Origin of the sequence: Pseudomonas sp. S30_BP2TU TE3576, from assembly GCF_050436025.1 — a bacterium.
GTDB lineage: Bacteria > Pseudomonadota > Gammaproteobacteria > Pseudomonadales > Pseudomonadaceae > Aquipseudomonas.
In genome coordinates this window covers 1233222-1258530 of sequence record NZ_JBNDLK010000001.1, presented here as the reverse complement: position 1 = coordinate 1258530, position 25309 = coordinate 1233222, and the positions used below count along the sequence as shown (strand labels likewise).

Below are 25309 nucleotides of genomic sequence, written 5' to 3'. Positions count from 1 at the left end.
ATTACTCGGCGGTATAAGCGTCGGTGGTGCAGGCGGGTTTGCCGGCAGCATATTTAAGGCTGGGGTCAACCAGTGCATCGAAGCGTTTGAGCGCTTCGGAGCCAATCAGTAGCGGGTATTGGAAGGCGCTGCGGTCGGTCAGGTTCACTTCGATGCTGCGCAGGGCCGAGCCCATGCAAATGTCCAGCTCGATCACCGGACGAGCGGTGTACTTCTTGCCTTCCTCCGGGTCGTAGTCGCCGGCCCGGCGCTTGATCTTGCTGACACGGGCCAACGGGCGTTCGATCGGGTGCGAATGGGCGGCGTCGATGGCCAGGTAAAAACGCACCCACGACTCGCCGTTACGTTTGAAGCGTTTGATATCCCGCGCACTCAGGGAAGCGGTTTTCGCCCCGGTGTCGAGTTTGGCTGCCACTTCCAGATTGATGCCATTGAGCGATGCGTACTCATTAAGGCCATATACGGTCTTTTCCCCGGCCACTGCGAATCCGGGCAGGCAAAGGAAACAAAGGAAGGTGGGGAAGGGCTTGAGTCTCATAAATCCTGATGCGCAGCGGTACGACTTGATTCAAGGCCCTGGCATCGCTGCGCAAGCTCCCTCGTATGCCTATCAGGGTTTTATGACAGACAGTGCAGATGTGACAAACAAATGCGGGCGGCATTCTAGCACGGTGGTTTGATGGCGCCAGCGCTGGCCGGTGGCTATAAGTAGGCGGGTTGCTTCGTTATGGTGCAGCCGGTTATCAGAAGATTGTCGACAATATCGATTTATGCTTTGACTGTTACGCCACTATTCGCTAGTTTTTGCGGCACTGGCTCACAAGGTGTCGACAATATGCTGGATCAACTCGATCCCCCGGTTTCTACGCAAGACGATACGGAGACACTTTCCGAGAACGTCTTCCGACGCATTCAGGCGGCTATCGTCAAAGGCGAGATCGCCCCGGGCAGCAAGATCTCCGAACCGGAACTGGCGCGCACCTACGGCATCAGCCGTGGCCCGTTGCGCGAGGCCATCCACCGTCTGGAAGGCCAGCGCCTGCTGGTTCGTGTGCCGCATGTCGGCGCACGGGTGGTCTCGCTCAATCACGCCGAGCTGATTGAGCTATACGAAATCCGCGAATCCCTGGAAGGCATGGCCTGTCGCCTGGCCGCCGAGCGCATGAGTGTCGAAGAAATCGACGAATTGCGTCGGGTCCTGGAAACCCATGAGCGCGATGAAGCGTTTCAGGCCGGCCGAGGCTATTACCAGCAGGAAGGCGATTTCGACTTTCATTACCGAATCATCCAGGGCAGTGGCAACCGCACGCTGACCCAAATGCTCTGTGGCGAGCTCTATCAACTGGTGCGCATGTACCGCATCCAGTTTTCCACCACGCCCAATCGCCCGCACCAGGCGTTCGCCGAGCACCACCGCATTCTCGATGCCATCGCCGACCGTGACGGTGAGCTGGCCGAGTTGTTGATGCGCCGTCACATCGGCGCCTCCAAACGCAATATCGCCCGTCACTACCAGGACGGCGTTAACCCGACAGCCAAACGAGGTGAGTCATGAGTTTGAACAAGAGCACACCAGGCCAGCGTTTCCGCGATGCGGTCGCCAGCGAACATCCACTGCAAGTGGTCGGCGCGATCAACGCCAACCACGCGCTGCTGGCCAAGCGCGCCGGTTTCAAGGCGATCTACCTGTCGGGTGGCGGGGTGGCTGCCGGCTCCCTCGGCGTGCCTGACCTGGGCATCACCGGTCTGGATGACGTGCTGACCGACGTGCGCCGTATCACCGATGTCTGCGATCTGCCATTGCTGGTGGACGTGGACACCGGTTTCGGTTCCTCGGCGTTCAACGTTGCTCGCACCGTCAAGTCGATGATCAAGTTCGGCGCGGCGGCGATTCACATCGAAGACCAGGTGGGCGCCAAGCGTTGCGGCCACCGTCCTAATAAAGAAATCGTGACCCAGCAGGAAATGGTCGACCGCATCAAGGCGGCCGTCGATGCGCGCACCGATGACAGCTTTGTGATCATGGCCCGTACCGACGCCCTGGCGGTGGAAGGTCTGGAGTCTGCCCTGGATCGTGCTGCCGCGTGCATCGAGGCTGGCGCCGACATGGTGTTCCCGGAAGCCATCACTGAACTGGAAATGTACAAGCTGTTCGCCAGCCGCGTGAAAGCGCCGATCCTGGCCAACATCACCGAATTCGGCGCGACGCCGCTGTACACCACCGAGCAACTGGCCGCTGCCGACGTATCGCTGGTGCTGTACCCGCTGTCGGCGTTCCGCGCCATGAACAAGGCGGCAGAAAACGTCTACACCGCGATCCGTCGCGATGGCACGCAACAGAACGTCATCGACACCATGCAGACGCGCATGGAGCTTTACGATCGCATCGACTACCACACCTTCGAGCAGAAGCTCGATGCGTTGTTTGCGTCAAAGAAATGATGAAAGCCCTGTAGCAGCTGCCGAGCCTGCGAGGCTGCGTTCGAGGCCGAAGGACTCGCAAATCCGGACAATCGTGCAGGCAGGTTTTACGACTGCTGCGCAGCCGGACGCAGGCTTCGCCAGCTGCTACAGAGAGCGGTGTAAATTTAATAAATTTGCCGATTCCCTAACAAATTCAAGATTGGAGACAGCAATGGCCGAAGCAAAAGTACTCAGTGGCGCCGGGCTCCGTGGCCAGGTTGCCGGGCAAACCGCACTGTCCACCGTGGGCCAGTCGGGTGCCGGTCTGACTTATCGTGGTTACGACGTTCGTGAACTGGCGGCTGGCGCACAGTTTGAAGAAGTCGCTTACCTGCTGTTGTACGGCGAACTGCCGAACCAAGCACAACTGAACGCCTACATCAGCAAGCTGGGCAAGCTGCGTGACCTGCCGCAAGCATTGAAAGAAGTGCTGGAACGCATCCCCGCCGACGCCCACCCGATGGACGTGATGCGCACGGGCTGCTCGTTCCTGGGCAACCTCGAGCCGGAGAACAACTTCTCCGAGCAGCACGACAAAACCGACCGCCTGCTGGCTGCATTCCCGGCGATCATGACTTACTGGTATCACTTCAGCCACGAAGGCAAGCGCATCGACTGCGTGAGCGACGAGCAGTCCATCGGTGGCCACTTCCTGCACCTGTTGCACGGCAAGAAACCGAGCGAGCTGCACGTCAAGGTGATGAACGTTTCGCTGATCCTCTACGCAGAGCACGAGTTCAACGCGTCGACCTTCACCGCACGTGTTTGCGCGTCGACCCTGTCCGACCTGTATTCGTGCATCACCGCGGCCATCGGCTCGCTGCGCGGCCCGCTGCACGGCGGCGCCAACGAAGCGGCAATGGAAATGATCGAGCGCTTCTCATCGCCGGAAGAGGCGATCAAAGGCACCCTCGGCATGCTCGAGCGCAAGGACAAGATCATGGGCTTCGGCCACGCGATCTATAAGGACAACGATCCGCGCAACGAGGTGATCAAGGGCTGGTCGAAAAAACTCGCTGACGAAGTGGGCGACAAGGTGTTGTTCCCGGTCTCCGAAGCCATCGACAAGACCATGTGGGAGCAGAAGAAACTGTTCCCGAACGCCGACTTCTACCATGCCTCGGCGTACCACTTCATGGGCATCCCGACCAAGTTGTTCACACCGATTTTCGTCTGCTCGCGCCTGACCGGCTGGGCCGCCCACGTGTACGAACAACGCGCCAACAACCGCATCATCCGTCCAAGCGCCGAATACACCGGCGTTGAGCAGCGCAAGTTCGTGCCAATCGAACAACGCTGAATGGTGGAGGGCTGCCGCGCTGGTTACTGAATGAACCGGGAACCACTGTGGGAGCGGGCTTGCTCGCGAAGACGGACTGACATCCAACATTGATGTTGACTGATACACCGCTTTCGCGAGCAAGCCCGCTCCCACATTTGACCGAGTCCAGATCAGTACCGGTGCCAGGCCCCACCTTTTGTAACTACCGTGACCGAGTCCTGACGATGAACACACAATTCCGTAAACCGCTGCCGGGCAGCCACCTGGATTACTTCGATGTCCGCGCAGCGGTCGAGGCGATCCAGCCTGGCGCCTACGACACCCTGCCGTACACCTCCCGTGTGCTGGCGGAAAACCTTGTGCGTCGCTGCAACCCGGCCACGCTCACCGAATCCCTGAAGCAATTCATCGAGCGCAAGCGCGACCTCGACTTCCCGTGGTTCCCGGCCCGCGTGGTGTGCCACGACATTCTTGGCCAGACCGCGCTGGTGGACCTCGCTGGCCTGCGTGACGCCATCGCCCTGCAAGGCGGCGACCCGGCGCAAGTCAACCCGGTGGTGCCGACGCAGTTGATCGTCGATCACTCCCTGGCCGTCGAGCGCGGTGGCTTCGACCCGCAAGCGTTCGAAAAGAACCGCGCCATCGAAGACCGTCGCAACGAAGACCGTTTCCACTTCATCAACTGGACCAAGAAAGCGTTCAAGAACGTCGACGTGATCCCGCCAGGCAACGGCATCATGCACCAGATCAACCTGGAGAAAATGTCTCCGGTGATCCAGGTGCGTGACGGTGTGGCCTTCCCCGACACCTGCGTCGGCACCGACAGCCACACCCCGCACGTCGATGCGCTGGGCGTGATCGCCATCGGTGTCGGTGGCCTCGAAGCCGAAAGCGTGATGCTCGGCCGCGCATCGTGGATGCGTCTGCCGGAAAGCGTTGGCGTCGAACTGACCGGTAAGCTGCAACCGGGCATCACCGCCACCGACATGGTGCTGGCGCTGACCGAATTCCTGCGCAAGCAAAAAGTGGTCGGCGCGTGGCTGGAGTTCTTCGGCGAAGGTGCCTCGGCCCTGACCTTGGGCGACCGCGCAACCATTTCCAACATGGCTCCGGAATACGGCGCCACCGCGGCAATGTTCTACATCGACCAGCAGACCATCGACTACCTCAAGCTCACCGGTCGTGAAGACGAGCAGGTGCAGTTGGTCGAGAACTACGCCAAGCAGGTCGGCCTGTGGGCTGACAGCCTGAAAGGTGCGCAATACGAGCGCGGCCTGACGTTCGATCTGTCCTCTGTGGTGCGCAACATGGCCGGCCCGAGCAATCCGCACGCCCGTGTGGCGGTTTCGGATCTGGCCGCCAAAGGCATCTCCGGTCAGTGGGACGATGTGCCGGGGCAAATGCCGGACGGCGCGGTGATCATCGCCGCCATCACCAGCTGCACCAACACCAGCAACCCGCGCAACGTGATCGCCGCCGGCCTGCTGGCGCGCAACGCCAACAAGCTCGGCCTGACCCGCAAGCCTTGGGTCAAGTCGTCCCTGGCACCGGGTTCGAAAACCGTGGCGCTGTACCTCGATGAAGCCGGCCTGACCAAAGAGCTGGACAAGCTCGGCTTCGGCGTCGTGGCTTTCGCCTGCACCACGTGCAACGGCATGTCCGGCGCACTGGACCCGGTAATCCAGCAAGAGATCATCGACCGCGACCTGTACGCCACTGCGGTGTTGTCCGGCAACCGTAACTTCGACGGCCGGATTCATCCGTACGCCAAGCAAGCGTTCCTCGCATCGCCGCCATTGGTGGTCGCCTATGCGATTGCCGGCACCATCCGTTTTGACATTGAGAAGGATGTGCTGGGCGTGGTGGATGGCAAGGAAATCCGCCTGAAAGACATCTGGCCGAGCGACGAAGAAATCGACGCAGTGGTCAAGGCGTCGGTCAAGCCGGAGCAGTTCCGCCAGGTGTACATCCCGATGTTCGCCATCCACGAAGACACCGGCCCGAAAGTCGCGCCGCTGTACGAGTGGCGCGAGATGAGCACCTACATCCGCCGTCCGCCGTACTGGGAAGGCGCGCTGGCCGGCGCTCGTCCGCTCAAGGGCATGCGCCCGCTGGCGGTGCTGCCAGACAACATCACCACCGATCACCTGTCACCGTCCAACGCCATCATGTTGGACAGCGCCGCCGGCGAATATCTGGCGAAAATGGGCCTGCCGGAAGAGGACTTCAACTCTTACGCCACGCACCGCGGTGACCACCTGACGGCGCAGCGCGCGACCTTCGCCAACCCGAAACTGTTCAATGAAATGGTTCAGGAAAACGGCAAGGTCAAGCAGGGCTCCCTGGCCCGTGTCGAGCCGGAAGGCAAAGTAATGCGCATGTGGGAAGCCATCGAAACCTACATGGATCGCAAGCAGCCGCTGATCATCATCGCCGGCGCCGACTACGGTCAGGGTTCGTCCCGCGACTGGGCCGCCAAGGGCGTGCGTCTGGCGGGTGTGGAAGCGATTGCCGCCGAAGGTTTCGAGCGCATTCACCGCACTAACCTGGTGGGCATGGGCGTGTTGCCGCTGGAGTTCAAGCCAGGCACCAACCGTCACACCCTGGCCATCGACGGTAGCGAAACCTACGACGTGATCGGTGATCGCACGCCACGTGCCGAGCTGACGCTGGTGATCCATCGCAAGAACGGCGAGCGCGTCGACGTGCCGGTGACCTGCCGCCTCGACACCGCCGAAGAAGTGTCGATCTACGAGGCCGGTGGCGTGCTACAACGCTTCGCCCAGGACTTCCTCGAAGAATCGGCGGTTGCCGTTTAACGCATGTAATACAGACACGGGACTTCAAGTCCCGTGTCTGCTTTCAGATCAGGAGTAACGAGCACCATGGCTCACGCAGCTACGTTTCCAAAGCAAATAAGGATACCCGCCACTTACATGCGCGGCGGCACCAGCAAAGGCGTGTTCTTCAGTCTCAAAGACCTGCCTGAAGCAGCACAGGTCCCCGGTCCGGCCCGCGACGCTTTGCTGCTGCGCGTGATTGGCAGCCCCGACCCGTACGACAAACAAATCGACGGCATGGGCGGCGCGACCTCCAGCACCAGCAAAACCGTGATCCTGTCGAAAAGCACCAAGGCCGATCACGATGTCGATTACCTGTTCGGTCAGGTGTCCATCGACAAGCCCTTCGTCGACTGGAGCGGCAACTGCGGCAACCTGTCGGCGGCGGTCGGTTCGTTTGCCGTCAGCAACGACCTGGTGGACGCCAGCCGCATCCCGCATAACGGCGTAGCCGTGGTTCGCGTGTGGCAGGCCAACATTGGCAAGACCATCATCGCCCACGTGCCGATCACCAATGGTGAAGTGCAGGAGACCGGCGATTTCGAACTCGACGGCGTGACCTTCCCGGCGGCCGAAGTGCAGATCGAGTTCCTCGATCCGGCAGCGGAAGAAGAGGGTGGCGGCGGTTCGATGTTCCCCACCGGCAACCTGATCGATGACCTGGAAGTGCCCGGCGTCGGCACCTTCAAGGCGACCATGATCAACGCCGGCATCCCGACGATTTTCGTCAATGCCGAAGACATCGGCTACAAGGGCACCGAGTTGCAGGGCGCGATCAATGGCGACCCGAAAGCCTTGCAGATGTTCGAAACCATCCGCGCTTACGGCGCATTGCGCATGGGCCTGATTTCCAACATCGACGAAGCGGCCAAACGTCAACACACACCGAAAGTCGCCTTCGTCGCTAAACCGGCGGACTACGTGGCGTCCAGCGGCAAGGCGATTGCCGCAGGTGATGTCGACCTGCTGGTGCGTGCACTGTCCATGGGCAAGTTGCACCACGCGATGATGGGCACGGCGGCGGTGGCGATCGGCACGGCGGCGGCGATTTCCGGCACCCTGGTGAACCTCGCGGCGGGCGGTATCGAACGCAATGCGGTGCGCTTCGGACACCCGTCCGGCACCCTGCGCGTCGGCGCCGAGGCCAGCCTGGTCAACGGCGAGTGGACGGTGAAAAAAGCCATCATGAGCCGCAGTGCGCGGGTGTTGATGGAAGGTTATGTGCGTGTGCCGGGGGATTCTTTCTAAGAACACCCAAAACCCTGTGGGAGCGGGCTTGCCCGCGAAGACGGACTGACATGCAACATCGATGTCGACTGACACACCGCTTTCGCGAGCAAGCCCGCTCCCACACTAGGATTGCATTTCAAATAAGAAACTCGTTATCGACTCAGATTGACCTGAACCGAGGTCCCATCAACGACCCACTTCATAGAGTGAATCGAACATGAGTGCCAACGTCGACCTGAACAACCGCCCCGACTACGACAAGGTCCTGCAGGACATTGCCGATTACGTGTTGAACTACAAAGTCGAGTCCAAAGAAGCTCTGGACACCGCCCGCAACTGCCTGATCGATACCTTGGGTTGTGGCCTGCTGGCCCTGCGCTTTCCCGAATGCACCAAGCACCTGGGTCCTGTGGTCGAAGGCACCGTCGTGCCGTTCGGCGCCCGGGTTCCCGGCACTTCTTATCGGCTCGATCCGGTGAAGGCGGCTTGGGACATCGGCTGCATCGTGCGTTGGCTCGACTACAACGACACCTGGCTTGCGGCCGAGTGGGGACATCCGTCGGATAACCTCGGCGGCATTCTTGCGGTGGCCGATCACCTGTCGCAAAAGCGCCTGGCCAATGGCGAGGCGCCGCTGACCATGCGCACGGTACTTGAGGCGATGATCATGGCCCACGAGATCCAGGGCGTGATCGCCCTGGAAAACTCGTTCAACCGTGTCGGCCTCGATCACGTGATTCTGGTGAAAGTCGCCTCGACCGCGGTCACGGCCAAGCTGATGGGTGCCAATCGCGAGCAGTTGTTGTCGGCGTTGTCCCACGCCTTTGCTGACGGTCAGGCCTTGCGCACGTACCGGCATGCGCCGAATGCCGGCTCGCGCAAGTCCTGGGCCGCGGGCGATGCGTCCAGTCGTGGCGTGCGCCTGGCGGATATTGCGATGCGTGGCGAGATGGGTATTCCTGGTGTGTTGAGTGCCAGGCAGTGGGGCTTTTACGACGTACTGTTCAGCCACACCAACCATGATCTGGCGCTCAAGCCTGAAGATAAGCGGGCATTCAGTTTTTCGCGGCCGTACGGCAGCTATGTGATGGAAAACGTGCTGTTCAAGATCAGTTTTCCCGCCGAGTTCCACGCGCAAACGGCCTGCGAGGCGGCAGTGACGCTACATCCGCAAGTGTGTAATCGTCTGCATGAAATCGACAAAATCGTCATCACCACCCATGAATCGGCGATCCGCATCATTTCCAAGGTCGGCCCGTTGGCCAATGCCGCCGACCGCGATCATTGCATCCAGTACATGACGGCCGTGCCGCTGATCTTCGGCAACCTGGTGGCCGAGCACTACGAAGACGATTTCCACAGGGCGCATCCGCTCATCGATGAGCTGCGCGACAAGATGGTTATCGTCGAAGAACCGCGTTACACCCGTGAATACCTGGAGGCGGATAAACGCTCGATTGCCAATGCGCTGCAGGTGTTTTTCAAGGACGGTTCGAACACCGAGAACGTGGTGGTGGAGTACCCGATCGGGCATCGGCGGCGGCGGGCTGAAGGAAGACCGTTGCTGGAGGAGAAATTCAGGGCGAACTTGCTGACACGATTCACTGGTCAGCGTAGCGAGGAGATTTTTGCGCTGTGCAAGGATCAGCAGAGGCTTGAGGCGACAGCGGTGAACCGGTTTGTGGATTTGTTTGTTAACTAGGAGACCGCGTTATCGTTCTTCGCGAGCAAGCCCGCTCCCACATGGGGTCTGCCGTGAACACAAAATTTGTGCACGACCGAGATCCAGTGTGGAAGCGGGCTTGCTCGCGAAAGCGGCAGATAAGGCTCCGCAGGATTATTTGAATCGCCGCTCGACGCCCTTTTCCACCAGAATCTTCGCGGAGATTTCTTCCACGGAAAAATGCGTGGAGTTGATGTTCGGGATGTTTTCGCGGCGGAACAGGTTCTCGACCTCGCGCACCTCGAACTCGCACTGGGCGTAGCTCGAATAGCGGCTGTTGGGTTTGCGCTCGTTGCGGATTGCGGTGAGGCGGTCCGGGTCGATGGTCAGGCCGAACAGCTTGTGCTGGTGGGCGCGCAGGGCGTTTGGCAGTTGCAGGCGTTCCATGTCGTCTTCGGTCAGCGGGTAGTTGGCTGCGCGGATACCGAATTGCATCGCCATGTACAGGCACGTCGGCGTCTTACCACATCGCGACACGCCCACTAGTATCAGGTCGGCCTTGTCGTAATAGTGCGTGCGGGCACCGTCGTCGTTGTCGAGGGCGAAGTTAACGGCCTCGATACGCTCCATGTAATTGGAGCTGGTGCCGATGGAGTGGGATTTGCCCACGGTGTAGGAAGAATGCTCGGTCAGTTCCTGTTCAAGCGGTGCCAGGAAAGTCGAGAAAATGTCGATCATGAAACCATTCGAGGTTGCGAGAATCTCACGAATGTCCTGATTGACGATGGTGTCGAAGATAATCGGACGGAAGCCGTCGGTTTCGGCGGCTTTGTTGATTTGTTGTACCATGGCCCGCGCTTTGTCCACGTTGTCGATGTACGGCCGCGTGACTTTGCTGAAGGTAATGTTTTCGAACTGCGCCAGAAGGCTTTGACCCAGGGTTTCGGCGGTAATGCCGGTACCATCGGAGATAAAGAAAGCAGATCGTTTCATTTGCACCTTGGGCCTTAAGCTAGTGACGAATCTTGGATATGATAGGCGCGATTTGCCGGCCGCCAATGGCCCGCATTCTCACTTATTTTCCAGGTCCAGGCCATATAGCCGGCAAATGCTCACTTAAGCAGCCGGTTTCTGAGCTTTTCCAACACAGTTAGTGGAGAGATCACCTTGGTAGAGTACGTAGTTTCCCTCGATAAGCTCGGCAAACACGATGTTGAGCATGTGGGGGGCAAGAACGCATCCCTGGGCGAGATGATCAGCAACCTTGCAGGTGCCGGTGTATCGGTGCCCGGCGGCTTCGCCACGACCGCTCAGGCTTATCGTGATTTCCTGGAGTTGAGCGGCCTGAATCAGCAGATTCACGATGCACTGGATGCCCTGGACGTCGATGACGTGAATGCCCTGGCCAAGACCGGTGCCCAGATCCGTCAATGGATCATGGAGGCCGAGTTCCCTGAAAAACTCAATGCCGAAATTCGTACCGCGTTCGCCACGCTGTCCGCCGGCAACCCTGACATGGCCGTGGCCGTGCGCTCTTCCGCCACCGCCGAAGACTTGCCGGACGCTTCCTTTGCCGGCCAGCAGGAAACCTTCCTGAACATCCGTGGTGTCGAAAACGTCATTCGCGCCGCCAAAGAGGTGTTCGCCTCGCTGTTCAACGACCGTGCCATTTCCTATCGCGTGCACCAGGGCTTCGACCACAAGCTGGTTGCCCTGTCGGCGGGCGTGCAGCGCATGGTTCGTTCCGAAACCGGCACCGCCGGCGTGATGTTCACCCTCGATACCGAGTCGGGCTTCCGTGACGTGGTGTTCATCACCGGCGCCTACGGCCTGGGTGAAACCGTCGTACAAGGCGCGGTGAACCCGGATGAGTTCTACGTCCACAAGGGCACGCTGGCGGCCGGTCGCCCGGCGATCCTGCGCCGCAACCTGGGCAGCAAGGCCATCAAGATGATCTACGGCGACGAAGCCAAGGCCGGTCGTTCGGTCAAGACCGTCGACGTGGACAAGGCCGAGCGCGCACGTTTCTGCCTGACCGACGCCGAAGTGAGCGAGCTGGCCAAGCAGGCGATGATCATCGAGAAGCACTACCAGTGCCCGATGGACATCGAGTGGGCCAAGGACGGTGACGACGGCAAGCTGTACATCGTGCAGGCCCGCCCGGAAACCGTGAAGAGCCGCACCCAGGCCAACGTCATGGAACGTTACCTGTTGAAAGAAACCGGCACCGTGCTGGTGGAAGGCCGTGCCATTGGCCAGCGCATCGGCGCCGGGAAGGTCCGCATCATCAAGGACGTGTCCGAGATGGACAAGGTCCAGCCAGGCGACGTACTGGTGTCCGACATGACCGACCCGGACTGGGAACCGGTGATGAAGCGCGCCAGCGCGATCGTCACCAACCGTGGCGGCCGTACTTGCCACGCGGCGATCATCGCCCGCGAACTGGGTATTCCAGCGGTAGTCGGTTGCGGCAATGCCACCCAGCTGTTGAAAGACGGCCAGGGCGTGACCGTTTCCTGCGCTGAAGGCGACACCGGCTTCATCTTCGAAGGCGAACTGGGCTTCGACATCAAGAAGAACTCCGTGGACGCCATGCCTGAGCTGCCGTTCAAGATCATGATGAACGTCGGCAACCCGGACCGCGCCTTCGACTTCGCCCAACTGCCGAACGCCGGTGTGGGCCTGGCTCGCCTGGAGTTCATCATCAACCGCATGATTGGCGTGCACCCCAAGGCACTGCTGAACTACGACGGTCTGCCGCAGGACATCAAGGACAGCGTCGACAAGCGTATTGCCGGTTACAACGATCCGGTCGGCTTCTACGTCGAGAAACTGGTCGAAGGCATCAGCACCCTGGCGGCTGCGTTCTGGCCGAAGAAAGTCATCGTGCGTCTGTCGGACTTCAAGTCCAACGAATACGCCAACCTGATCGGCGGCAAGCTCTACGAGCCGGAAGAAGAAAACCCGATGCTGGGCTTCCGCGGCGCTTCGCGTTACATCAGCGAATCGTTCCGTGACTGCTTCGAGCTCGAATGCCGCGCCCTCAAGCGCGTGCGCAACGAAATGGGCCTGACCAACGTCGAAATCATGGTGCCGTTTGTCCGTACCCTGGGCGAAGCGAGCCAGGTAGTCGATCTGCTGGCGGAAAACGGTCTGGCCCGTGGCCAGAATGGCCTGCGCGTGATCATGATGTGCGAACTGCCATCCAACGCCATCCTGGCGGAAGAGTTCCTCGAATTCTTCGACGGTTTCTCCATCGGCTCCAACGACCTGACCCAGCTGACCCTGGGTCTGGATCGCGACTCCGGGATCATTGCGCATCTGTTCGATGAACGTAATCCGGCGGTCAAGAAGCTGCTGGCCAACGCCATTGCCGCGTGCAACAAGGCCGGCAAGTACATCGGCATCTGCGGTCAGGGCCCTTCGGACCACCCGGACCTGGCCAAGTGGCTGATGGAGCAGGGCATTGAAAGCGTTTCGTTGAACCCGGACTCCGTACTGGAAACCTGGTTCTTCCTGGCTGAGGGTCAGGCTTCGGCTTGATCTTGTGTGAACGGGCCGCTCTCTCTCTGTGGGAGCGAGCTTGCTCGCGATGGACGTCAACGATAACGCGTTTATCCTGGGTAAACGTGGTGTCCTGAAGTTCTTTGCGAGCAGGGCTCGCTCCTACAGGGAGCGGTCTTTTTGAGATTCAAGTAGGGCGGGCTCCTGTAGGATGCCGCCCTTTTTTGTGCAAGAGATTATGCAAAGCAGCAGCAATCTATTTCCTGTCGCCCTGATCAGCGCCGAACGGCGCGGCGATCTGAGCGAAGATGTGTATCGTTTGAAACCCGGCAACAGCCCCGACTTCACCGTCGAACTGGCTGTGACGCGTCTCGGCATGGCCGATGAACCGGCAACCCGCGGCGTGCCGGTGATCCTGCTGCACGGCAGCTTTTCCAATCGACGGTTCTGGTTTTCTCCCAAGGGCCTGGGGTTGGGTGCTTATCTGGCTCGCTTGGGATTCGACGTCTGGATTCCGGAAATGCGCGGTCACGGCCTGTCCCAGCGTAACCGCGACTACCGCAAGAACCGTGTCGCCGACTACGCTCGCTATGACCTGCCGGCCATTGGCGCGTTCGTGCGCGAGCAGAGCGGGCAGGTACCGCACTGGATCGGTCACTCGCTGGGTGGCATTACACTGGCTGCGGCGCTGGGCGGCGAGTATATCGGTGAGCCAGTCGTGGCCTCGGCGGCGTTTTTTGGTACCCAGGTCAGTCGCAACTATTGGCCATTGAAGATTCCGCCGGTGGAGTGGGGCAGTCGCTTCATTCTCAAGCGTTTTGCCCAGTTGTCCGGCTCAAGACTCAAGCGTGGCCCGGAGGACGAACCAATCGGCCTGGCCCTGGAAAGCATGCGTTGGTACGGCCTGTTCGGGCGCTTTGGCGATGCCGATAAAAACTGGTGGGTGGGTTTGGCCGAGGTCCAATTGCCGGTGCTCGCCGTGAGCGCTGCGGGTGATCATCAGGATCCTGCATGGGCTTGTCGCAAACTGTTCGATCAGCTCGGTTCCGGGCACAAGCAATTTATCAATCTGGGTCGCGATCAAGGTTTTGCCGATAATTTCGGCCATGTTGAAATGCTTGTCAGCAAGCCCGCCCAGGCCGAAGTCTGGCCTTTGGTGGCCCGCTGGCTGGCGGACCAGCAGACACCGTTGTTGGGAGAACAGCGGGATTTGGCCGCGGCGGTTTGAGCCTGGCGCTCTAACAAGGGCATTTCGCTCTGGTCGGCTTGCGGCTAAGATATGACGCATTGAGCTGTTCTGGTCACTTTCCGTGACTGAGCCATCACTGATGTTCGTGCTGTCTTCCTCTTTACAGGAGTTTCTCGATGATCCATTACCTCACGCCTGACCTGTGCGACGCCTATCCGGAACTGGTGCAGGTGCTGGAACCGATGTTCAGCAATTTCGGCGGCCGTGATTCCTTCGGCGGCGAAATCGTGACCATCAAGTGCTTCGAAGATAACTCGCGGGTCAAGGAGCAAGTCGAGCTCAAGGGGAATGGCAAAGTGCTGGTGGTAGACGGTGGCGGTTCCCTGCGTCATGCGTTGCTGGGTGACATGCTGGCCGAGAAAGCCGCGAAAAACGGTTGGGAAGGGCTGGTGATCTACGGTTGCATCCGCGACGTCGATATCATCGCGCAGACCGATCTGGGCGTTCAGGCTCTCGCCAGTCACCCGAGAAAATCCGACAGGCGCGGGCTCGGCGATCTCAACGTTGTGGTGACGTTTGCCGGTGTGACGTTCCGTCCAGGCGAATACATTTATGCGGACAACAATGGCGTGATCATCTCGCCAGTCCCGCTGAAGATGCCTGAATAAAACGTTGAGCCAGTCAAAGGGGTGAGGATGTTCGAGGAAGAAAACGCGCAATGGGGGCTGGTGCATGCCCTGGTGCTGGATGGTAAAGGCGGTGCGCGTTCGATAGCCCGGACAGAACTCGACGACTTGCAGCTACAGGCCCATGAAAGCCTGTGGTTGCACTGGGATCGCAGTCATCCGCAAACCCAGACCTGGCTACGCAAATCCAGCGGTCTGAGCGAATTCAGCTGTGACCTGCTACTCGAAGAAAACACCCGTCCGCGACTTTTACAGCTTTCCGACAGCGAACTGCTGCTATTTTTGCGCGGGGTCAATCTGAACCCCGGTGCCGAGCCGGAAGACATGGTGTCGGTGCGGATCTTCGGCTCTGCCCAGCGTGTCATTTCCCTGCGTTTGCGGCCGTTGCGTGCCACTGAAGAGCTGCTGGTGCAACTGTCCGAAGGCAAAGGGCCGAAAACAGCCTCCGAACTCATCCTGTACATGGCGCAGTACCTCACCAACAAGGTGCAGGATCTGGTCAGCGACCTCTCGGAAGTGGTCGATGAGGAAGAAGAAAAACTGGATGCCGACGAACGGTATGCGCCGGAGCACGGTGCCGTATTGCAGATCCGGCGCAGGGCCGCCGCGTTGAAGCGTTTTCTCGCTCCGCAGCGGGATATTTTCGGGCAGTTGACGCGGATCAAGTTGCCCTGGTTCGTCGAGGACGATGGTGATTACTGGAACGAATTGAACAACAGCCTGACCCGCTACCTCGAGGAACTGGAATTGACCCGGGAGCGGGTGGGGCTGGTCCTGGAAGCCGAAGACCGTCGGTTGAGCGTGCGCATGAATCGCACGATGTATCGCTTCGGGATCATCACCGGGATCTTTTTGCCAATGAGTTTTCTGACTGGGCTTTTGGGGATCAACGTCGGTGGAATTCCATTCTCTGCAAGCCCTTACGGCTTTCTGATCGCCTGCCTGATGATGGTCACGGTGGCGTTGGGACAGTGGTGGTTATTCCGACGTTTGCGCTGGGTCTGAGGGAAACCATGTGACCCGACCAAAACTGACCGCGTCTTCCACAGACATCACGAGAGGTGCGTATGCACGATCCGTTTGAACAGTCTTTACGCGACATGCTCAAGGCCTCGCCGTCCACCCGGGACGACGATGCGTGCCTGGGGCGCGTGCTGAAAACCGCCAACCGCCAGGTCGGCGCCGGTGATTTGTTCAGTCTGCTGGGGCGTTGGTTGCCCGCACTGATGATCGCCCTGAATAACGGATCGGCCCATGTCTCGCCGGTATCCCGTCTTCGTAAACCTGCTGCTCGCACTGCTGATAAGGCTGATTGAATATGGAACTTGATCTCTGGACTCAGAGCCTCGTCACTGCAATGACTGCGTTGTGGACCAAGGTTGCGAACTTCATTCCGAACCTGTTCGGCGCACTGGTTGTGTTGCTGTTGGGTTTTGTCGTGGCCAAACTGCTGGACACCTTACTCTCCAAGTTGCTCGCCAAACTGGGCCTTGACCGCTTGATGGGTGGCACCGGCCTGACCAAACTGCTGTCCCGCGCTGGATTGCATGTCCCTATTTCGACACTGATCGGCAAGATCGTCTATTGGTTCGTTCTGCTTATTTTTCTGGTTTCTGCCGCAGAATCTCTTGGCCTTGAGCGGGTTTCAGCAACGCTGGATATGCTTGCGTTGTATTTGCCGAAAGTATTCGGCGCGGCGCTGGTGCTGCTGGTAGGTGTTTTGCTGGCGCAACTGGCCAACGGGCTGGTGCGCGGAGCAGCAGAGGGCGTGGGCCTGGACTATGCTTCAGGGCTTGGACGAATTGCCCAGGGCCTGGTGATCATCATCAGTATTTCGGTCGCGATCAGCCAGTTGGAGGTCAAGACTGACCTGCTCAACCATGTGATCGTGATTGTATTGATAACCGTTGGTCTGGCGGTAGCGCTGGCCATGGGGTTGGGAAGCCGGGAAATTGCCGGCCAGATTCTGGCAGGAATCTATGTGCGTGAGCTGTACCAGGTTGGGCAACAAGTGCGTGTTGGCGAGGTCGAAGGCCAGATCGAAGAGATCGGCACGGTTAAAACCACATTGCTGACCGATGAGGGTGAGCTAGTCTCTCTTTCCAATCGGATTCTCCTTGAGCAGCATGTGAGTAGCCGCTAACCCGGCAAACCCTGCTAATGTATGCCGCCGCAAAATGCCTGCTGATGCTGGCTGCGGCGGACATTGACCTGACTGTCGGCCCGACTTGTTTTGAATAAAGCCCAATCGCTATCCATGCGCTACGACCCCCGCGAGCTCTCTGATGAGGAGTTGGTCGCGCGTGCGCATTCAGAGCTATTTCACGTAACGCGTGCCTATGAAGAACTGATGCGGCGTTACCAGCGAACATTATTTAATGTGTGTGCACGATATCTCGGGAACGATCGCGACGCAGACGATGTCTGTCAGGAGGTCATGTTGAAGGTGCTGTATGGCCTGAAGAACTTTGAAGGTAAATCGAAGTTCAAGACATGGCTATATAGCATCACGTACAACGAATGCATCACACAGTATCGCAAGGAACGGCGAAAGCGTCGCTTGATGGACGCATTGAGTCTTGACCCCCTTGAGGAAGCGTCCGAAGAAAAGGCGCCGAAACCCGAGGAAAAGGGTGGACTTGATCGCTGGCTAGTGTATGTGAACCCGATTGACCGGGAAATTCTGGTGCTACGTTTTGTCGCAGAGCTGGAGTTTCAGGAGATCGCGGACATCATGCATATGGGTTTGAGTGCAACAAAAATGCGGTACAAACGCGCTCTAGATAAATTGCGTGAGAAATTTGCAGGCATTGCTGAAACTTAGTTCAGCGCAAATATCTCTTACGTGTAGGCAAGTTCTGTTAGACTTGCCGCCGAGTTGTCCCCCGGTTTGCGGGACTGCTTCACAATCACCAGATGGGGATTTAACGGATGAAACTGAAAAACACCTTGGGCTTGGCCATTGGTACTCTTATTGCCGCTACTTCGTTCGGCGCACTGGCACAAGGCCAAGGCGCAGTTGAAGGCGAGCTCAACTACGGGAAGAAGTACAACGACAGCATTAACAATGTTGAAGACGGCTACACTCCTGGCGCCTCCATCGGTTACTTCTTGACCGACGACGTATCGTTGAACTTGACCTACAACAACGATGACCACACCCGTTCGAACAACAACACCGGCAACCAGAAAATCGAGGGCGACCAGTTCGGTCTGAACGCTCAGTACCACTTCAACAACGCTGGCGACGCTCTGCGTCCTTACGTTCAAGGTGGTGTCAAGCACGGCAGCATGACCAACGTAGCCGCTGACGGCCACACCGGTCGTGACCAGTCGACTTTCCTGACTGCTGGCGCTGGCCTGAAGTACTACTTCCTCGAAAACGTCTACGCACGTGCTGGCGTAGAAGCTGACTACAAACTGGACAACGGCCGTTGGGACTACATCCCGTCCGTAGGTCTGGGTGTGAACTTCGGTGGCGGCAACAAGCCTGCTGCTGCTCCGGTTCCAGCACCAGAAGTCTGCTCCGACAGCGACAACGACGGCGTTTGCGACAACGTTGACAAGTGCCCTGACACCCCAGCCAACGTAACTGTTGACGCTGATGGCTGCCCAGCTGTTGCTGAAGTTGTTCGTGTAGAGCTGGACGTGAAGTTCGACTTCGACAAGGCTGCAGTCAAGCCAAACAGCTACGGCGACATCAAGAACCTGGCTGACTTCATGAAGCAGTACCCATCCACCACCACTACTGTTGAAGGTCACACTGACAACGTCGGTCCTGACGCTTACAACCAGAAACTGTCCGAGCGTCGTGCAAACGCCGTTAAGCAAGTTCTGACCAACCAGTACGGTGTTGAGTCGTCCCGCGTTCAGTCCGTTGGCTACGGCGAATCCCGCCCAGTTGCTGACAACAAAACTGAAGCTGGTCGCGCTGTTAACCGTCGCGTAGAAGCGCAGGTTGAAGCTCAAGCTAAGTAATTAGCTCGCAGCTCTGAGAAAAGCCCGGCTCAGGCCGGGCTTTTCTTTGTCTGCGATTTGGGGTTCAGCATTAGTTTTGCGTTGCTTCTAAAGGATCGCAGCCTGCGGCAGCTCCTACAGGGATAAATGCCGAACCAGTGTAGGAGCTGCCGAAGGCTGCGATCTTTTGATCTCATCACAGGCCGCCACAGCACCGATCACAAGGATCGCCGGACTTTTCAACTGGAAGCTATGGGCATCGTCCTCCATGGCTGTCAGGTCGCTCCAACATTCCCGTTGGTGCGGCAGGGAAGCATTTTCGATCATTGCCACGGGCGTATCGGCTGCCATTCCACCGGCCAGCAGTTGCTCACGGATCTCGCTGAGCTTCGCCACCCCCATGTAGATCACAAGTGTCGTGCCACCTTGGGCTAGCGCTTGCCAGTTCAGGCTGCTGTCATCCTGAGTGTGGGCAGTCACCAGCGTCACCCCTCGTGCCACGCCGCGCAGGGTCAATGGAATATCGCATTGCGTCGCGCCCGCCAGGCCGGCGGTGATGCCGTTGACCAATTCGGTCTCGACACCACGCTCGCGTAGCCACTGCGCTTCTTCACCGCCACGCCCGAAGATGCACGGGTCGCCACCCTTGAGTCGCACCACGCATTTTCCCTGACGGGCATAACGCAGCATCAGGCGATGGATAAAGGCTTGCGGCGTTGAACGACAGCCACCGCGTTTACCCACTGGAATTATCCGCGCACCGGGGCAGTGTTCCAGCACGGCATCGTTGACCAGATCATCGATCAGCACCACATCCGCTTCTCTCAACGCCCGAACAGCTTTGAGGGTCAGTAATTCAGGATCGCCGGGACCTGCACCCACCAGCCAGACTTTTGCGCTCATAGTGTTTTCCTCACGAGATGGCGGCTTGCGGCTGCGCGGTGGCGGCCAGCAAACGCTTGATTTCCGGGACGCAGGAGCCGCATTGCGTGCCGCAACCCAATTCTTGTTTCAAACCTTGCAAGTCCAGGCCGCGGCGGATGCCGGCGCAGACCGAGTTTTGGCTGACGTTTTTGCAGTTGCACAGGGTTTTGTTGCCGATCGCTTCGGCGTCGACCTGGCCCGGTGGGGCACTCAGTGGCGCGAGCAGCCAGCGCCGTAGCTGTTCGTCGGCGCGACCTTCGAGCCAGAGGTTTTGCAGCCAGTGCCGGGCGAGGGTTTCACCCGCGAGGCGGATCGCAGTGATCCGGCCGTTCTCGATCCGCACCCGCTTACCGATGGAGCGTCGTGGGTCGTCGTAGGCCAGGACCGGCCCATCGTTTAGCCCCAGGCATTGATCGATATCGCGCAGCAGTTGCGGATCTGGCGCCGTGGCGCTGGCAGCGCGTATCAGCAGCGCAGGGCGCTCACGACCGGTCAGGCTGAGGCTGACGTAGGAAAACGTCTCGCAGAGGGGGCGTAGCGTCTCAAAATGCTGTTGGACATCGCCCTCTATCAGCGCGAAAAGGTGCCAGGGCAATTGCACCGGCTCCAGTCGCACGCCGCTGTGTTTGAGCTCCGGTTGTTTCGACAACGGGTCGAAGGCGGGCAGGGTGAGGCTGTTTACGCCCCCCTTGAGAAAACGGTCACCAAAATGCATCGGCAAGAAGGCTTGGCCCGGACGTACGCTGTCGTCACTGGCGACCGGCACGATCACCGCGCCGCGGCGGCTTTTCAGGCTGATCAAATCGCCCGTTTGCAGGCGATGCCGGCGCAGCTCATCCGGGTGCAGGCTCAACACGGCTTCACTGACATGACCGAACAACTGCGCGGCGGTACCGGTGCGGCTCATTCCGTGCCATTGATCGCGCAGACGACCGGTGATCAGCGTTAGCGGGAAGCGCGCATCCCGTTGTTCCTTGGCGGCGCGATACGGATCGGTCACGAACTGCGCGCGGCCGCTGGAGGTCGGGAAAATACCGTCGAGATAGAGGCGGGCGGTGCCTGCACTGGACCCCGCAGGAAAGGGCCATTGTTGTGGGCCGATTTTGTCGATCAACCCGTGGCTGATCCCGGACAAGTCCAGATCCCGACCACGCGTCAGCTGTTTGTATTCGTCGAAAACCTGCGCCGGGGTGTCAAAGGCAAACAGGCTGGTCGCTTGCGGACGCAGATGTTTCTCCAGGCGCTGTGCGAAATCTACCGTGATCGCCCAGTCCGGACGCGCTTCACCCGGTGCGACAATCGCGCGGCGGACGTGGGAAATACGCCGTTCGGAGTTGGTCACCGTGCCGTCCTTTTCGCCCCAGCTGGCGGCGGGCAGCAACAGGTCGGCATACCTGGCGGTTTCGGTGGTGCGAAAGGCCTCTTGCAAGACCACGAACGGGCAGGCTTGCAGTGCCTCGCGCACAGCGGTTTGATCGGGAAGAGATTGCGCGGGGTTGGTGCAGGCGATCCACAAGGCTTTGATCTTGCCGCTGGCCACCTGCTCAAACAACTCGATGGCAGTCAGGCCCGGGTTTTCGGGCAGTTGATCAATGCCCCAGTAAGTGGCCACGTCGGCACGGTGCTCTGGGTTGGCGGCATCACGATGGCCGGGCAGCAGGTTGGATAAACTGCCGGTTTCCCGTCCGCCCATGGCATTTGGCTGACCGGTGAGGGAGAAAGGTCCGGCGCCGGGACGACCGATCTGCCCGGTGGCCAGGTGCAGATTGATCAAGGCACTGTTTTTTGCGCTGCCGGCGGTGGACTGATTAAGCCCCATGCACCACAGCGACAGGAAGCTCGGTGCTGTGCCGATCCACTCGGCGCATTCCTGCAATTGCCCGACGCTGATTCCGCAGAGCTGTGACACCATCTGCGGTGTGTAATCGCGCACCAGTTTCTTCAGCTCGGGCAAGCCTTCGGTATGGTCCTTGATGAAGTCACGGTCGATCCAGTCTTCCCACAGCAGCAGATGCAAAATCCCATGGAACAAGGCGACATCGGTGCCAGGCAAAATCGCCAGGTGCAGGTCAGCCAGATCGCAGGTGTCTGTACGACGTGGGTCAATGACGATGACCTTCATCTGCGGCCGCCGGGATTTGGCTTCTTCCAGTCGGCGAAACAGTACCGGGTGGGCGTAGGCCATGTTGCTGCCGACGATCATCACGCAATCGCTCAACTCCAGGTCTTCATAGCTGCAGGGCGGCGCGTCGGCACCCAGGCTGCGCTTGTAGCCGACCACTGCCGAAGACATGCACAGGCGCGAATTGCTGTCGATGTTATTGGTGCCCACCAGGGCGCGTGCCAGCTTGTTGAAGGCGTAGTAGTCCTCGGTCAACAGTTGCCCGGAAATGTAGAACGCCACGCTGTCCGGGCCATGTTCGGCGATGGTCGCGGCAAATACGCTGGCAGCGTGATCGAGGGCGGTATCCCACTCCGTGCGGTGGCGGGCCAGGCCTTTACCGAGGCGCAGTTCGGGATACAACGCCCGCGCCGTCAAGTCGCCGGTCAGGTGCAGGGTCGAGCCCTTGCTGCACAATTTGCCGAAATTGGCCGGGTGCGCCGGATCGCCGCTGACGCCGAGGATACGCTCGCCGTCATGCTCGATCAGCACGCCGCAGCCGACCCCGCAATAGCAGCAGGTAGACGCGGTGATCTGGCGGTCCATCAGCCTGCGTCCCGCAAGGCCAGCATCACTCGGCCATTTTCGACCCGCGCCGAATGGTGGTGGGCGCAGCCGACGTCCGGGGCCAGGGCTTCGCCGCTTTCCAGGTCGATTTGCCAGTTGTGCAACGGGCAGGCCACACGTTTGCCGTAGATCAAACCTTGGGACAGTGGCCCGCCCTTGTGCGGGCAACGGTCGTCGAGGGCGAACACTTCGTCGTCGCTGGTACGAAAAATCGCGATGTCGCCCTTAGGGCCGGCGACAATCCGCGAGCCCAGGGCATTGATTTCTTCCAGTGCGCAGATATCCAGCCAGTTCATGCCAGCACCTCCAGGTTTTTCACGGGGATGACGTCGAATTCTTTTTTCAGCTGTGGCTGTTCCAGGCGTTCCTTCCACGGGTCCTGTTCGAACGACAGGGAAAATTGCAGGCGGTCGTTGAGCGCCTTGCGACGCTCCGGGTCTTCAAGCACGGCTTTCTTGATATGGTCCATGCCTACCCGCTGCAGGTAGTGCACGGTGCGCTCCAGGTAAAAGGCTTCTTCGCGATAGAGCTGCAGGAATGCACCGTTGTATTCGCGGACTTCTTCGGCGGTTTTCAGTTTGACGAAGAATTCCGCGACTTCGGTCTTGATCCCGCCGTTGCCACCGATGTACATCTCCCAGCCGGAATCGACGCCGATGATTCCTACGTCCTTGATGCCCGCTTCCGAACAGTTGCGCGGGCACCCGGAGACCGCCAGTTTCACTTTATGCGGCGACCACATGTTGAACAGGTCGTGCTCCAGCTCGATGCCCAACTGTGTGGAATTTTGCGTGCCGAAGCGGCAGAACTCGCTGCCGACGCAGGTTTTCACCGTGCGGATGGATTTGCCGTAGGCATGGCCGGACGGCATGTCGAGGTCCTTCCAGACGCCTGGCAAGTCCTGCTTTTTAATCCCCAGCAAGTCGATGCGCTGACCGCCGGTGACCTTCACCATCGGCACGTTGTACTTGTCGGCAACGTCGGCAATGCGCCGCAGTTCCGAAGGATTGGTCACGCCGCCCCACATCCGCGGGACTACCGAGTAGGTGCCGTCTTTCTGAATGTTGGCGTGGGCGCGTTCGTTGATCAGGCGCGATTGCGGATCGTCTTTGGCTTCCCCCGGCCAGGTGGAAATCAGATAGTAGTTGAGCGCCGGCCGGCAGGTGGCGCAGCCGTTGGGTGTGCGCCAGTTCAGGTAGCTCAGGGTGCCGGCGATGGTCAGCAGGTGCTGCTCGCGTATGGCCTGGCGGATTTGCCCGTGATTGAGGTCGCTGCAGCCACAGATGGCTTTTTCGCTTTTCGGTTTGACGTCGGCGGCGCCGCCCACCGTGTTGATCAGGATCTGTTCCACCAAACCCGCGCACGAACCGCAGGAACTGGCAGCCTTGGTGTGTTTCTTGACGTCGTCGACACTGAACAGCCCGTGTTCCTGAATGGCCTTGACGATGGTGCCTTTGCACACACCGTTGCAGCCGCAGACTTCGGCCGTGTCGGCCATGCTCATGGCTTTGTCCTGGCCTTGATGTCCTACGTCGCCCAAAGCGTTTTCGCCAAACATCAGATGGTCGCGGATCTCGCCGATGGTGTGATTCTCACGGATCTGCCGGAAATACCAGCCGCCATCTGCCGTATCGCCGTACAGACATGCACCGACCAGCACGTCATCCTTGATCACCAGTTTCTTGTAGACCCCGCCGATCGGGTCCGAGAGGGTAATGGTCTCGGTGCCTTCACCACCCATGAAGTCGCCGGCGGAAAACAGATCGATGCCGGTGACCTTCAGTTTGGTCGAGGTCACCGACCCCTTGTAGGTGGCAAAACCGAGTTGGGCGAGGTGGTTGGCGCAGACTTTGGCCTGTTCGAACAGTGGCGCCACCAAACCATAGGCGATGCCGCGGTGGCTGGCACACTCGCCGATGGCATAGATTCGCGGGTCGTAGGTTTGCAGTGTGTCGTTGACCAGAATCCCGCGGTTGCACGGAATGCCGGATTTTTCCGCCAGTTCGGTATTGGGGCGAATGCCGGCGGCCATCACCACCAGGTCCGCGGGGATGATGTCGCCGTTCTTGAATTGCACCGAACCGACCCGGCCATTGCCCGCGTCGTGCAAGGCCTGGGTCTGCTCGCACAGGCGAAAGTGCAGGCCGCGAGACTCCAGGGCGGTTTGCAGTAGCTGGCCGCTGGTCTTGTCCAGTTGCCGCTCCAGCAACCACTCGCCGAGATGCACCACGGTGACGTGCATGCCCCGCAGCATCAGGCCGTTGGCGGCTTCCAGACCGAGCAGGCCGCCACCGATCACGACCGCGTGCCGGTAGGTTTTCGCGGTGTCGATCATGGCCTGGGTGTCGGCGATGTCGCGGTAGCCGATCACACCCTCAAGGGTGTTGCCTGGAATGGGCAGGATGAAGGGCGTTGAGCCGGTGGCGATCAACAGGCGATCGTATTCGGCTTCACTGCCGTCTTCGGCAATGACCCGGCGCTTGACCCGGTCGATCTCCACCACTTTGCGGTTGAGCAGCAGTTTGATGTTGTTGTCCAGGTACCAGCTCAGGTCGTTGAGCACGATTTCTTCAAAAGTCTGTTCGCCCGCCAGCACCGGCGACAACAGGATGCGGTTGTAGTTGGTGTGCGGTTCGGCACCGAAGACCGTGATGTCGTACAACTCCGTGCTCAGTTTGAGCAGTTCTTCCAGGGTCCGGACCCCGGCCATGCCGTTGCCGATCATCACCAGTTTTAGTTTTTTCATCAGGTTCTCCGGGGAGCTCAGGCCTGCCTCATCAGGGTTCAGGCCATGCTCGACAAATTTTGCGCAAACAAAAAAAGGCGTCCCGCTAGTTGCCTAG

20 protein-coding genes are annotated in these 25309 nt (G+C 59.5%); 14 read left to right on the top strand and 6 right to left on the bottom strand.

The window, feature by feature from the left end:
* Position 1: 1 nt before the first annotated feature.
* Positions 2-538: an ATP-dependent zinc protease family protein gene (locus ABIA48_RS05650; protein WP_429487351.1), complete on the bottom strand. Its 537-nt coding sequence runs from the start codon at positions 536-538 to the stop codon at positions 2-4.
* Positions 539-835: 297 nt separating this feature from the next.
* Between ABIA48_RS05650 and ABIA48_RS05645 the strand changes: the two genes are divergently transcribed.
* The 6 genes from ABIA48_RS05645 to prpD all read left to right on the top strand — a co-directional run bounded on the left by ABIA48_RS05645 (position 836) and on the right by prpD (position 9517).
* Entirely contained in the window at positions 836-1555 is a 720-nt protein-coding gene (locus ABIA48_RS05645; protein ID WP_277536108.1) for a GntR family transcriptional regulator, read from the top strand.
* Positions 1552-2442, top strand: a complete 891-nt coding sequence (prpB, locus tag ABIA48_RS05640; protein WP_007988902.1) for a methylisocitrate lyase — start codon at positions 1552-1554, stop codon at positions 2440-2442. The genes ABIA48_RS05645 and prpB overlap by 4 nt, the downstream gene beginning before the upstream one ends.
* Before the next feature lie 193 nt (positions 2443-2635).
* Complete coding sequence (gene prpC, locus ABIA48_RS05635) at positions 2636-3763, top strand: bifunctional 2-methylcitrate synthase/citrate synthase (protein WP_204931706.1); 1128 nt, start codon at positions 2636-2638, stop codon at positions 3761-3763.
* 206 nt (positions 3764-3969) lie between these two features.
* A complete protein-coding gene (gene acnD / locus ABIA48_RS05630) occupies positions 3970-6564 on the top strand; it encodes a Fe/S-dependent 2-methylisocitrate dehydratase AcnD (RefSeq protein WP_429487350.1) in 2595 nt (864 codons plus the stop codon).
* Between the two features lie 66 nt (positions 6565-6630).
* Complete coding sequence (gene prpF, locus ABIA48_RS05625; protein WP_429487349.1) at positions 6631-7833, top strand: 2-methylaconitate cis-trans isomerase PrpF; 1203 nt, start codon at positions 6631-6633, stop codon at positions 7831-7833.
* Between the two features lie 199 nt (positions 7834-8032).
* Entirely contained in the window at positions 8033-9517 is a 1485-nt protein-coding gene (gene prpD, locus ABIA48_RS05620) for a 2-methylcitrate dehydratase (RefSeq protein ID WP_429487348.1), read from the top strand.
* A gap of 135 nt (positions 9518-9652) precedes the next feature.
* Here the strand turns inward: prpD and ppsR are convergent, their stop codons facing one another.
* Entirely contained in the window at positions 9653-10471 is an 819-nt protein-coding gene (gene ppsR / locus ABIA48_RS05615; protein WP_007988917.1) for a posphoenolpyruvate synthetase regulatory kinase/phosphorylase PpsR, read from the bottom strand.
* Positions 10472-10645: 174 nt separating this feature from the next.
* On the opposite strand from ppsR, the gene ppsA reads away from it, so the two are divergent.
* The 8 genes from ppsA (at position 10646) to ABIA48_RS05575 (ending at position 18835) form a co-directional block, all read left to right on the top strand.
* Positions 10646-13021, top strand: a complete 2376-nt coding sequence (ppsA, locus tag ABIA48_RS05610; protein ID WP_429487347.1) for a phosphoenolpyruvate synthase — start codon at positions 10646-10648, stop codon at positions 13019-13021.
* A gap of 199 nt (positions 13022-13220) precedes the next feature.
* The gene (locus tag ABIA48_RS05605; RefSeq protein ID WP_429487346.1) at positions 13221-14210 is read left to right on the top strand and encodes an alpha/beta fold hydrolase; all 990 of its coding nucleotides are present in this window, start codon (positions 13221-13223) and stop codon (positions 14208-14210) included.
* A gap of 140 nt (positions 14211-14350) precedes the next feature.
* Complete coding sequence (rraA, locus tag ABIA48_RS05600) at positions 14351-14839, top strand: ribonuclease E activity regulator RraA (RefSeq protein WP_177318975.1); 489 nt, start codon at positions 14351-14353, stop codon at positions 14837-14839.
* 27 nt (positions 14840-14866) lie between these two features.
* The gene (locus ABIA48_RS05595; RefSeq protein WP_429487345.1) at positions 14867-15862 is read left to right on the top strand and encodes a zinc transporter ZntB; all 996 of its coding nucleotides are present in this window, start codon (positions 14867-14869) and stop codon (positions 15860-15862) included.
* 62 nt (positions 15863-15924) lie between these two features.
* Positions 15925-16173 carry a CrfX protein gene (locus tag ABIA48_RS05590; RefSeq protein ID WP_204931693.1) on the top strand — a complete coding sequence of 83 codons (249 nt, stop codon included), beginning with the start codon at positions 15925-15927 and terminating at the stop codon, positions 16171-16173.
* A 2-nt stretch (positions 16174-16175) separates the two neighbouring features.
* Positions 16176-17000, top strand: coding sequence for a mechanosensitive ion channel family protein (locus ABIA48_RS05585; protein WP_007988930.1), 825 nt, complete (start codon positions 16176-16178; stop codon positions 16998-17000).
* 90 nt (positions 17001-17090) lie between these two features.
* Positions 17091-17681: an RNA polymerase sigma factor SigX gene (gene sigX, locus ABIA48_RS05580; protein ID WP_310063002.1), complete on the top strand. Its 591-nt coding sequence runs from the start codon at positions 17091-17093 to the stop codon at positions 17679-17681.
* A 107-nt stretch (positions 17682-17788) separates the two neighbouring features.
* Positions 17789-18835 carry an OmpA family protein gene (locus tag ABIA48_RS05575; RefSeq protein WP_007988933.1) on the top strand — a complete coding sequence of 349 codons (1047 nt, stop codon included), beginning with the start codon at positions 17789-17791 and terminating at the stop codon, positions 18833-18835.
* 114 nt (positions 18836-18949) lie between these two features.
* On the opposite strand, the gene cobA is transcribed toward ABIA48_RS05575, so the two are convergent.
* From cobA to nirB, 4 genes are read right to left on the bottom strand one after another with little or no spacing between them, the layout of a single operon-like run.
* A complete protein-coding gene (gene cobA, locus ABIA48_RS05570) occupies positions 18950-19717 on the bottom strand; it encodes a uroporphyrinogen-III C-methyltransferase (RefSeq protein WP_429487344.1) in 768 nt (255 codons plus the stop codon).
* 10 nt (positions 19718-19727) lie between these two features.
* Positions 19728-22445 carry a molybdopterin-dependent oxidoreductase gene (locus tag ABIA48_RS05565; protein ID WP_429487343.1) on the bottom strand — a complete coding sequence of 906 codons (2718 nt, stop codon included), beginning with the start codon at positions 22443-22445 and terminating at the stop codon, positions 19728-19730.
* Positions 22445-22762, bottom strand: a complete 318-nt coding sequence (gene nirD, locus ABIA48_RS05560; protein WP_429487342.1) for a nitrite reductase small subunit NirD — start codon at positions 22760-22762, stop codon at positions 22445-22447. Before nirD ends, ABIA48_RS05565 begins: the two co-directional genes overlap by 1 nt.
* On the bottom strand, positions 22759-25212 hold the full coding sequence (gene nirB, locus ABIA48_RS05555; RefSeq protein WP_429487341.1) for a nitrite reductase large subunit NirB: 2454 nt from the start codon (positions 25210-25212) through the stop codon (positions 22759-22761). Before nirB ends, nirD begins: the two co-directional genes overlap by 4 nt.
* Positions 25213-25309 lie beyond the last annotated feature (97 nt).

Coding starts and splice junctions, on each gene's coding strand:
- ABIA48_RS05590 (WP_204931693.1), top strand. CDS start 15,925: ATGCACGATCCGTTTGAACAGTCTTTACGCGACATGCTCAAGGCCTCG.
- ABIA48_RS05595 (WP_429487345.1), top strand. CDS start 14,867: ATGTTCGAGGAAGAAAACGCGCAATGGGGGCTGGTGCATGCCCTGGTG.
- cobA (WP_429487344.1), bottom strand. CDS start 19,717: ATGAGCGCAAAAGTCTGGCTGGTGGGTGCAGGTCCCGGCGATCCTGAA.
- ABIA48_RS05575 (WP_007988933.1), top strand. CDS start 17,789: ATGAAACTGAAAAACACCTTGGGCTTGGCCATTGGTACTCTTATTGCC.
- ABIA48_RS05605 (WP_429487346.1), top strand. CDS start 13,221: ATGCAAAGCAGCAGCAATCTATTTCCTGTCGCCCTGATCAGCGCCGAA.
- prpC (WP_204931706.1), top strand. CDS start 2,636: ATGGCCGAAGCAAAAGTACTCAGTGGCGCCGGGCTCCGTGGCCAGGTT.
- ABIA48_RS05650 (WP_429487351.1), bottom strand. CDS start 538: ATGAGACTCAAGCCCTTCCCCACCTTCCTTTGTTTCCTTTGCCTGCCC.
- ppsR (WP_007988917.1), bottom strand. CDS start 10,471: ATGAAACGATCTGCTTTCTTTATCTCCGATGGTACCGGCATTACCGCC.
- ABIA48_RS05565 (WP_429487343.1), bottom strand. CDS start 22,445: ATGGACCGCCAGATCACCGCGTCTACCTGCTGCTATTGCGGGGTCGGC.
- prpD (WP_429487348.1), top strand. CDS start 8,033: ATGAGTGCCAACGTCGACCTGAACAACCGCCCCGACTACGACAAGGTC.
- acnD (WP_429487350.1), top strand. CDS start 3,970: ATGAACACACAATTCCGTAAACCGCTGCCGGGCAGCCACCTGGATTAC.
- nirB (WP_429487341.1), bottom strand. CDS start 25,212: ATGAAAAAACTAAAACTGGTGATGATCGGCAACGGCATGGCCGGGGTC.
- prpB (WP_007988902.1), top strand. CDS start 1,552: ATGAGTTTGAACAAGAGCACACCAGGCCAGCGTTTCCGCGATGCGGTC.
- ABIA48_RS05645 (WP_277536108.1), top strand. CDS start 836: ATGCTGGATCAACTCGATCCCCCGGTTTCTACGCAAGACGATACGGAG.
- ABIA48_RS05585 (WP_007988930.1), top strand. CDS start 16,176: ATGGAACTTGATCTCTGGACTCAGAGCCTCGTCACTGCAATGACTGCG.
- prpF (WP_429487349.1), top strand. CDS start 6,631: ATGGCTCACGCAGCTACGTTTCCAAAGCAAATAAGGATACCCGCCACT.
- nirD (WP_429487342.1), bottom strand. CDS start 22,762: ATGAACTGGCTGGATATCTGCGCACTGGAAGAAATCAATGCCCTGGGC.